The organism is Rathayibacter sp. SD072 (genome assembly GCF_017355185.1).
Taxonomy (GTDB): domain Bacteria; phylum Actinomycetota; class Actinomycetes; order Actinomycetales; family Microbacteriaceae; genus Rathayibacter.
On sequence record NZ_JADILJ010000021.1, the window covers coordinates 57,695 to 66,224 of the forward strand.

Below are 8,530 nucleotides of genomic sequence, written 5' to 3' on the forward strand. Positions count from 1 at the left end.
GTGTTCGTAACAGAGCCGGGCAATCGAGTTCGTAGGGTCGATCCAGTGCGGGAACCGATCCGGTTCCCAGCGAACGTGAGTAAGGACATCGATTGCCGATCCACCCCTCCCACCGTCCACCTGTCCGGCGCGCAGAGAGGCGGATCCTCGCGGGTCTCGCGGCTCTGGGCGTCGCCGCCTCCGCCGCGTTCGCCGCCACGGGCGCGAGCGCCGCTCCCGCGATCGGGAGCGCCTCCCTCGTCGGCGGCCTCTCGTCGCTGCAGAGCTTCGACGACGGCGACTACGTCGTCACCCTCGTCGAGCCGTCCGCCGCGACGTACAAGGGCACCGACGCCCGCTTCGCTCGCACCGCCCCCGACGCAGGAGCGCAGCTGCAGGCGCGCTCCGCGCCGGTCGAGGACTACGCCGACCACCTCGAGAAGCGCCAGGACGACGTGGCGGCCGCTGTCGACGCCGAGATCGGCTACCACTACACGGTCGCGCTCAACGGCTTCTCCGCGACTCTCACCGGCGCTCAGGCGAGCCGGCTCGCCGATCGCAAGGACGTCGCGCAGGTCAGGGAGGTCGAGGATCTGACCCTCGACCGCGCTCCCGGAGCCGTGCGGACCGCGCCGCTCGCCCAGGCGCCGACGGACGGCATCCCCGTTCCCGACACCGGCCAGCAGCGCTCCACCGACTTCCTCGGCCTCGAGGGCGCGAACGGCGTCTGGAACGCCGTCGGCGGCGTCGAGAAGGCCGGCGAGGGCATCGTCGTCGGCGTCATCGACTCCGGCATCGCGCCCGAGAACCCCTCGTTCGCCGGCGCACCGCTCGCGACGAGCCCCGGAGCCGCCCCGTACACCGACGGCGAGACCGTCACCTACCGCAAGTCCGACGGCGGAGACTTCGTCGGCGCCTGCGAGAACGGCGCCGACGCCTCCCAGCAGTGGGACGGCGACGAGTGCAGCCAGAAGCTGATCGGCGCGCGCTGGTTCCTCGGCGCGTCCGAGAGCGTCGGCTCGGCCGACAACCCCGAGTTCCTCTCGCCGCGCGACGCCGACGGCCACGGCTCGCACACAGCGAGCACCGCCGCCGGCAACGCCGACGTCGAGGCGAGCGTCGACGGCTACGACTACGGCACGATCTCGGGCGTCGCCCCGGCGGCGAAGGTCGCGGCCTACAAGGTCTGCTGGAACGGCGACGTCGAGGGCACGGACGACGACGACTTCTGCTCCGGCACCGGGATCCTCGGCGCCATCGACGCGGCCGTGAAGGACGGCGTCGACGTGATCAACTTCTCGATCGGCGGCGGCTCCGCGACCTCCACGCTGACGCTCTACGACGAGGCGTTCCTGAACGCCGCGGCCGCGGGCGTCTTCGTGGCGGCCTCCGCGGGCAACTCCGGCCCCGGCGACTCGACCCTCGACCACGCGTCGCCGTGGTACACGACGGTCGCGGCGTCCTCCATCCCGACCTACACCGCGACCGCGACGCTCGGCGACGGGCAGGCGTTCGTCGGAGGATCGATCTCGGTCCACGACGACGTCGCCGGACCGCTCGTGAACAGCGCCGACGTCGCGCTCCCCGGCTCCGAGACGCCGACCGTCTGCGCCCCGGGCACGCTCGACCCCGCGAAGGTCGCCGGCACCGTCGTCGCCTGCACCGCGGGCACCACCGCCCGCGTCTCCAAGTCGGCCGAGGTCGAGCGGGCCGGCGGCATCGGCATGCTGCTGCTGAACCCGTTCCCCAACGCGCTGCACGTCGACGACCACTCCGTCCCGAGCATCCAGATCGACTCGCAGGCCTACGAGGCGATCACCGACTACGCCTCGACCGACGGCGCGACCGTCGTGCTGAGCGAGGGCAACCTCACCGGCGCCGAGATCCCCGTCCCGCAGGTCGCCGGCTTCTCGTCGCGTGGTCCGGCGGAGGCCGACGGCAGTGACGTCCTCAAGCCCGACCTGACGGCGCCCGGAGTCGCGATCCTCGCCGACTCCTTCAACGCCGAGGGCGAGGACCCGGCCTTCGCGTTCGAGTCCGGCACCTCGATGTCCTCGCCGCACGTGGCGGGCCTCGCGGCGCTGATCCTCGGCGTCTCGCCGAACGCCTCTCCGTCGGCCGTCAAGTCGGCCATGATGACGACCGCCTACGACAGCGTCGACCAGGCGGGCGATCCCTCCGAGGACGTCTTCGCCCAGGGCGCGGGGCACGTCGACCCGACCCGGTTCCTCGACCCCGGACTGCTCTACGAGAGCGGACCGAGCGACTGGATCGCGTTCCTCAAGGGCGCGGGCTACGTGTTCGACCCCGACTTCGAGGTCGACGCCGTCGACCCGTCGGATCTCAACCAGGCCTCGATCGCCATCGGCTCGCTCGCCGGGACCCAGACGGTGACCCGCACGGTCACGTCGACCGGCCCGGGTGAGTACACCGCCTCGATCGACGTGCCCGGGATCGACGCCGTCGTCTCGCCCTCGACCCTGTCCTTCGGGGCGGCGGGGGAGACGGCGGAGTACACCGTGAGCTTCACGACCGAGGACGCCGAGCTCGGGCAGTTCGCGACCGGCTACCTGACCTGGACCAGCGCCGAGCACGAGGTGCGCAGCCCGGTCGCGGTGCGACCGGTGCTGCTCGACGCCCCGTACGAGGTGTCGGGATCCGGCTCGACCGGCTCGACCACCGCCACGATCACGCCCGGCATCGACGGCGCGCTCCCGCTCTCGCCGAGCGGTCTCGCGCGCGGTGTGCTGGCCGAGGACGCGACGGCGGCGGACGGCCACTCGGGCACGCTGCCCGCCGGCACGACCCTCGAGACGACCGTGGAGGTCCCCGAGGGCGCGACCTTCGCCCGCTTCGACCTCGACTCGATCGACGAGACGGCCGACCTCGACCTCTACGTCGATCTCCTCGACGCCGCGGGCGAGCCGGTCTCGGAGGCGGTCTCGGCCACCGGCTCGGCGGACGAGCGCGTCGACCTCGACTCGCCGGAGGCCGGCACCTACCGGGTGACCGCGGACATCTACGCGGTCGGGAGCGACGACACCGTCACCTTCGATCTGCGCAGCTTCGTCGTCACCGCGGAGGGCGGCGAGGGATCGCTGACCACCGAGCCCGAGACGGTGGACGCCGTGCTCGGCGAGCCCGTCGACTACGCGATCTCGTGGTCCGACCTCGCGGGGCCGGCCGAGTACCTCGGCCGTATCGCCTACGCGGACTCGGGTCTCGCGACGCTCGTGAGCGTCAGCGTGACCGAGGACGTCACCCCCGGGCCGCAGCCGACCGCGACTCCGGAGCCGACCGCGACTCCGGAGCCCACTGCGACTCCTGAGCCGACTGCGACTCCTGAGCCGACCGTGAGTCCTGAGCCGACCGTGAGTCCTGAGCCGACTGCGACTCCGACCGCTGGGCCGACCGCCGGGCCCGCGCCCACCTCCTCGCCGACCGCCGGACCGGGCCTGCCCGGCACCGGAGGTCCCGGGAGCCTGCCCCACACGGGCTTCGAGGCCGGTCTCCTCGGAGCCGCCGCGCTGGCCCTGATCGGCGCAGGAGCGGTCATCACCGGAGTCCGACGCCGCGCACTCGCGCAGCGTGAGGGCGCCGCAGCGGAGTAGAACCGCTCGACGCGACGGCCGTCCTGCTCGCCCCCTCGGGGCTGCGGGGCGGCCGTTCGCCGTCCGTGCCCGCGCGGTGGGGGAGGAGTGCTACGAGATCGAGCGGCGTCCGGCGATGACGCCCGAGACGATGGCGATCACGCCGAACACGATCGCGACGATCGGCTGCCCGAGGTCGAGCCATGCGAGCGCCGCGGCGCCCATGACGAGCAGCTCGATGAGCGAGCGGCCGTAGACGTCGATCGCCAGGACGGCCCGGGGCGAGAGGAAGAGCGCCCAGACGAGGGCGGCGAGGACCGGAGCGCCGATGCCGACGACGATGCTCCACGGCATCTCGAAGCTGCTGAAGCCCCAGATGCCGAAGGTCACCAGGGCGACGAGCTCGAGGAGGAATCGGACGACGGCGTTCGGGCCGATCCGGGGGTCGCGGTCCGCGGTGGTCGCCTCTGCTGGATTCACGCCGACCATGCTAACCGTCCTCTCCGACCGTGCTCCGAGCATCACTTGCCATGAGGGAAAGTCTCTGTAAGACTTTCCACTATGGAAAACGACGACATCCTCCGCGAGCTCGACTCCGATCGCGCAGCACTCGCGGCGCGGGTCCGCACCCCGTGGTGGCTCTCCACGGGCTTCGGCCTCGTCGCCGCGCTCGTCGTGGTGCGTCCCGCCGCCGGGGAGAGCGGGTCCGGGGGGATCCTGCCCGCGCTGGCCCTCGGTCTGGTGCTGCTCTGGGCCTACCGCCGGGCGACCGGCGTGAAGCTCGGCCGCCTCGGGGCGATGCCGTGGGTCGTGTCGGCGGTGGCGCTCGTCCTGGTGCTCGGGCTCTTCAGCACGGCCCTCGGCCTCGCTTCCTTCGATCTCCACGGCTGGGTGGCCCTGCCGACCGCGGCGGCGTTCGCGGTCGGAGTGGGCGCGACCTGCGCCTTCACCGCCGCCGCCCGGGAGCGGATGCGCCGTGTCCGCTGAGGCGCGGTTCGACGAGGTCATCCACGCGCCGCTGCGCCTGCGCATCTGCGGGCTGCTGCGTGCCGGCGACGGTCTCGACTTCGCCGTCCTGCGCGACACCCTCGGAGTGAGCGATGCGACGCTCTCGAAGCACCTGAAGGTGCTCGCCGATGCGGGCTTCACGGCGACGGTCAAGAGCTCGTCGAGCGCCCGCAGCGACTCGCGCCGCATCACCTGGGTCTCGCTCACCCGTGCCGGAGCCCAGGCGTTCGACTCCCACGTGCGGGCACTGCGCGCCATCGCGCTGGGCGAGTGATCGCTCCGTCCGGTCTTCCCATACTCTCTCAGGGAGAGTACTCTCGCGCTCATGACCGATGCACTCCCGCCGACCTCCTTCTGGATCCTCACCGTGCTGTCGCGGGGGAGGCGCCACGGCTACGCGATCCTCGCCGAGGCCCGCGAGCTCTCGGCGGGGGAGGCGGTGCTCAAGGTCCCGACGCTCTACTCCGCTCTCGAGCGGCTGTCGGCCGACGGCCTTGTCGCGACCGACGGCGAGGAGGTGTCGGACGGACGCCTGCGCCGGTTCTTCCGGCTGACCGGTGCCGGAGAGGCGGCGCTCGCCGCCGAGCTCTCCCGGCTGCAGGTCATGGTCGAGCAGGGTCGGGCGGCGCTCCGCGAGCGTCCGGAAGGGGTCGTCGCATGAGCGCCGAGCGGCGGTACCGCCGACTCCTCCGCTGGTATCCGGAGGACTGGCGGCACGAGCACGGCGATGTCGTGCTGGGAATGCTGCTCGACGACGCGGACGCGGAGGGGCGCGACGGTCCGGACGCGAGCGAAGCCCTCCGGCTCGTGGTCGACGGGATCGCCCACCGCGCGTGGCGCAGGGTCGACCGACGTCGGACCACCGCGACGGCGTTCGTCGTCGCGGCCGTGCTGGCGCTGCTCTACGTCGTCCTCGGCACCTGGAGCACGGGCACCGCCTCCGTCGGCTTCCTCGGTCCGTTCTCGAACCCCACGGTCCTGGTCGCGGTGGCGCTCGCGGTCGCCGCCGGTCTCGCCCTCCTCGGACGCACCGCCGCCGCCCGCCTGCTCGCGCTCGCCGCCGTCGCGGGGCTCGTTCTGCTCGTCGTCGTCGCCGAGCGCTCCGGGTGGATGGGCCCGGGTGCGCTCGTCCTGGCGATCCTCGCCCCGCCCGCCCTGTCCGGGGCGATCCCGCCGACGGGCGCCCGAGGTGCTGCCCGCGATGCGATCGCTGCGGTCGTCCTCGTCGCCGTGGTGCTCGGCGGAGGGATCGTCGCGAGCTGGTCCGAGCTCCTCATCGACGTCCTGGCTCCGGGCGGGGCGCTCCTGCTCGGAGCGTCGCCCTCCGACGTCGAGCTCGCGGTGCTCGTCGTCGCCGGGCCGCTCGTGGCGCTCGCCGCACGACGGCCGATCCGTGGACGGAGGAAGCCGGCGGCGATCCGCGGAGCCGTTACTTGAAGATGATCGTGCGGGCCCCGTCGAGCAGCACGCGGTCCTCCGCGAACCACTTGACCGCCTGCGTGAGGGTGCGGCTCTCCTCGTCCTGACCGATCGCGACCAGCTGGGCCGGGGAGTGCGAGTGGTCGACGCGGACAACGTTCTGCTCGATGATCGGGCCCTCGTCGAGGTCGCTCGTGACGAAGTGGGCCGTCGCGCCGATCAGCTTCACGCCGCGAGCGTGCGCCTGCTTGTAGGGGTTCGCGCCCTTGAAGCCGGGCAGGAAGGAGTGGTGGATGTTGATGGCGCGGCCGGCGAGACGCGCGCAGAGCTCGGGCGAGAGGATCTGCATGTAGCGCGCGAGCACGACGAGCTCGATGTCGTGCTGCTCGACGACCTCGATCACCCGCTCCTCGAACTCCCGCTTCGTCTCGGGGGAGACGACGGGGCGCGACTCGAACGGCACTCCGTAGAACTCGGCCAGATCGCGCAGGCTCCCGTGGTTCGAGAGGATCAGCGGCACATCGACCGCGAGCTGCCCCGCGCGCTGGCGGAACAGCAGGTCGTTGACGCAGTGGGCGGCCGTCGAGGCGAGCACCAGCGTGCGGAGGGGGCGACCGACGACGTCCAGGCGCCAGGCCATCCCGTAGTGCTCGGTGATCGGCTGGAGTGCCCGCTCGAACTCCTGGCGGGTGACGGGCGACTCCACCTGGAGCCGCATGAAGAAGCGGCCGGTGTCGGCGCTGGAGAACTGCTGGCTCTCGGTGATGTTGCCGCGGGCGTGCACCACGGCGCCCGAGACCGCGTGGACGATGCCGGGCAGATCCGGGCAGGCGAATGTCAGGGTCCAGTGGTTGCCGGGACCTCGATCGCCGGTCCCGGTGAACTCGGTGCCGGTGGGCACGGGCCGGGCGGACGCGGGCGCTGCGGGGTCGGACTGCATCCGCTCAGGATATCGGCCGCCCGCCCCTGGACCCGCGCGCAGGGCCCCCGTAGGCTGGCAGCGGTCGTCGGCATCCCCGCGGCCCCGGGCGCGCACGACGGCGCGCAGCCGATCCTCCGCCCCGGGCGCGGGCCGCCACCGCTTCGAGCGGGGCCGCCGCGCCGTGCCGGGGGACACGCCTCTCGGAGCCCTCCGATGACCTCCTCCACTGTTCCCGTCCGCACCTCCGCGCCCGCGGACCGCTTCCCCTGGGCGCCGCTGCTCGTCCTCTCGAGCGTGATCTTCCTCTCGGTCACCGCCGAGATGATGCCGACCGGCCTGCTGCCGGAGCTCGGCGGCTCGTTCGGGGTCTCGTCGGCGCAGGCCGGCCTCCTCGTCACGGTCTTCGCGTTCACCGTCGTGCTCTCGAGCACGCCGCTCGCGCTGGTCACCCGCCGGGTCCCGCGGCGGACCCTCCTGATCGCGGTTCTCGTCGTGCTCACTCTCGGCACCGTCGCGACGGCGCTCGCTCCCTCCTACCCCCTGATGGTCGCCGCGCGCATCGTCGGCGGCGCGGGCCACGGCCTCTTCTGGGCGGTCGTCGGCGCCTACTCCGCCCGGCTCGTCCGGCCCCGCGACCTCGGGCGCGCGGTGGCGGTCACCTTCGCCGGCGGCACGCTCGCCTTCGTGCTCGGCGTTCCGCTGGGCACCGCGCTCGGCCAGCTCGTCGGCTGGCGCGTCTCCTTCCTGATCGTGGCGGGGCTGATGGCGGTCGGCACGCTCCTGGTCCTCCGGGTGCTCCCGTCCGTCGAGACCCCGGTCCCCGAGACGACCACCGGCTCGATCGCGACCCTGCGCGCCGGCCGCGGTGTCGGATCCGTGGCGGTGCTCTGCGTGGCGGTGGCCGTCGCCATGACCGGCCACTACGCCTTCACCACCTACCTCGTCCCCTTCGCCACCGACCGGATGGGAGCGGCGACCGGGGCGGTGTCGCCGCTGCTGTTCGTGTACGGAGCGGCCGGAGCCGTCGGGCTCGTCGTCGCCGGATCCCGGGTGGTCACCCGCCGGCCCGTTGCCGCCCTCCTCGTCGCGCTGACGGTCGTCCTCGTCTCGGCGGTGGTGCTGAACCTGGTTCCCGCTCGGCCCCTGGTCGCTCTGCCGGCGTTCGTCGTCTGGGGAGTCGCGTTCGGCGTGCTGCCCTCGCTGCTCCAGACGCGCCTCCTGCAGGTGGCCGATCCGCTGATCCGCGACACCGCCACCGCGGTCTACACGGCGTCCTTCAACGCCGGCATCGGCGGAGGAGCCCTGGTCGGCTCCGTCGTCTACGGCGCGTTCGGGCTCGAGAGCACCGCCGTCGTCTACGCGGCGTGCTTCCTGCTGGCGATCGCCCTGCTGGCGGGTGCGGAGCTGCGTGCTCAGCGCACGACGACGCGGGTCGCGGTCTCGGGGCCGGAGCGCCCCTCCGCGGAGGCGTAGCGGGCGGCGATCGCGTGCTCGCCGGCCGCGAGGTCGAGCGAGAGCACGAACCCCGGGGCGACCGAGGTCGTCCTCTGCGCGACGGCACCGTCCACGAGCACGTCGACGAGCCCTGTCCCGGCCAGCACCACGACGGTGA

9 protein-coding genes are annotated in these 8,530 nt (G+C 73.0%); 6 read left to right on the forward strand and 3 right to left on the reverse strand.

Going from position 1 to position 8,530, the window contains the following annotated elements:
- Positions 1 to 92: 92 nt before the first annotated feature.
- Positions 93 to 3,590: a S8 family serine peptidase gene (locus IOC53_RS10230; protein ID WP_207405386.1), complete on the forward strand. Its 3,498-nt coding sequence runs from the start codon at positions 93 to 95 to the stop codon at positions 3,588 to 3,590.
- Positions 3,591 to 3,680: 90 nt separating this feature from the next.
- On the opposite strand, the gene IOC53_RS10235 is transcribed toward IOC53_RS10230, so the two are convergent.
- Complete coding sequence (locus IOC53_RS10235; RefSeq protein ID WP_307786147.1) at positions 3,681 to 4,049, reverse strand: YrdB family protein; 369 nt, start codon at positions 4,047 to 4,049, stop codon at positions 3,681 to 3,683.
- Between the two features lie 81 nt (positions 4,050 to 4,130).
- Between IOC53_RS10235 and IOC53_RS10240 the strand changes: the two genes are divergently transcribed.
- Genes IOC53_RS10240 through IOC53_RS10255 form a run of 4 tightly spaced genes read left to right on the forward strand, consistent with a single transcriptional unit; the run spans position 4,131 to position 6,014 of the window.
- Positions 4,131 to 4,556, forward strand: coding sequence for a hypothetical protein (locus IOC53_RS10240; protein ID WP_207405390.1), 426 nt, complete (start codon positions 4,131 to 4,133; stop codon positions 4,554 to 4,556).
- Entirely contained in the window at positions 4,546 to 4,851 is a 306-nt protein-coding gene (locus tag IOC53_RS10245; RefSeq protein ID WP_207405392.1) for a transcriptional regulator, read from the forward strand. Before IOC53_RS10240 ends, IOC53_RS10245 begins: the two co-directional genes overlap by 11 nt.
- A 51-nt stretch (positions 4,852 to 4,902) precedes the next feature.
- Positions 4,903 to 5,238: a PadR family transcriptional regulator gene (locus IOC53_RS10250; protein ID WP_207405394.1), complete on the forward strand. Its 336-nt coding sequence runs from the start codon at positions 4,903 to 4,905 to the stop codon at positions 5,236 to 5,238.
- Positions 5,235 to 6,014, forward strand: coding sequence for a hypothetical protein (locus tag IOC53_RS10255; RefSeq protein ID WP_207405396.1), 780 nt, complete (start codon positions 5,235 to 5,237; stop codon positions 6,012 to 6,014). Before IOC53_RS10250 ends, IOC53_RS10255 begins: the two co-directional genes overlap by 4 nt.
- On the opposite strand, the gene purU is transcribed toward IOC53_RS10255, so the two are convergent.
- The gene (gene purU, locus IOC53_RS10260; protein WP_207405399.1) at positions 6,007 to 6,936 is read right to left on the reverse strand and encodes a formyltetrahydrofolate deformylase; all 930 of its coding nucleotides are present in this window, start codon (positions 6,934 to 6,936) and stop codon (positions 6,007 to 6,009) included. The genes IOC53_RS10255 and purU overlap by 8 nt on opposite strands.
- Positions 6,937 to 7,131: 195 nt before the next feature.
- Between purU and IOC53_RS10265 the strand changes: the two genes are divergently transcribed.
- Positions 7,132 to 8,391 (forward strand): MFS transporter, encoded by a 1,260-nt coding sequence (locus IOC53_RS10265; protein WP_207405401.1) that lies wholly within the window; start codon positions 7,132 to 7,134, stop codon positions 8,389 to 8,391.
- Here the strand turns inward: IOC53_RS10265 and IOC53_RS10270 are convergent.
- Positions 8,331 to 8,530: hypothetical protein (locus IOC53_RS10270; RefSeq protein WP_207405403.1), on the reverse strand; the 200-nt coding region annotated here is incomplete at its 5' end. The genes IOC53_RS10265 and IOC53_RS10270 overlap by 61 nt on opposite strands.

Excerpts from the sequence above, each read along its gene's own strand:
- IOC53_RS10240 (WP_207405390.1), top strand. The coding sequence starts at position 4,131 with ATGGAAAACGACGACATCCTCCGCGAGCTCGACTCCGATCGCGCAGCA.
- IOC53_RS10250 (WP_207405394.1), top strand. The coding sequence starts at position 4,903 with ATGACCGATGCACTCCCGCCGACCTCCTTCTGGATCCTCACCGTGCTG.
- IOC53_RS10255 (WP_207405396.1), top strand. The coding sequence starts at position 5,235 with ATGAGCGCCGAGCGGCGGTACCGCCGACTCCTCCGCTGGTATCCGGAG.
- purU (WP_207405399.1), bottom strand. The coding sequence starts at position 6,936 with ATGCAGTCCGACCCCGCAGCGCCCGCGTCCGCCCGGCCCGTGCCCACC.
- IOC53_RS10265 (WP_207405401.1), top strand. The coding sequence starts at position 7,132 with ATGACCTCCTCCACTGTTCCCGTCCGCACCTCCGCGCCCGCGGACCGC.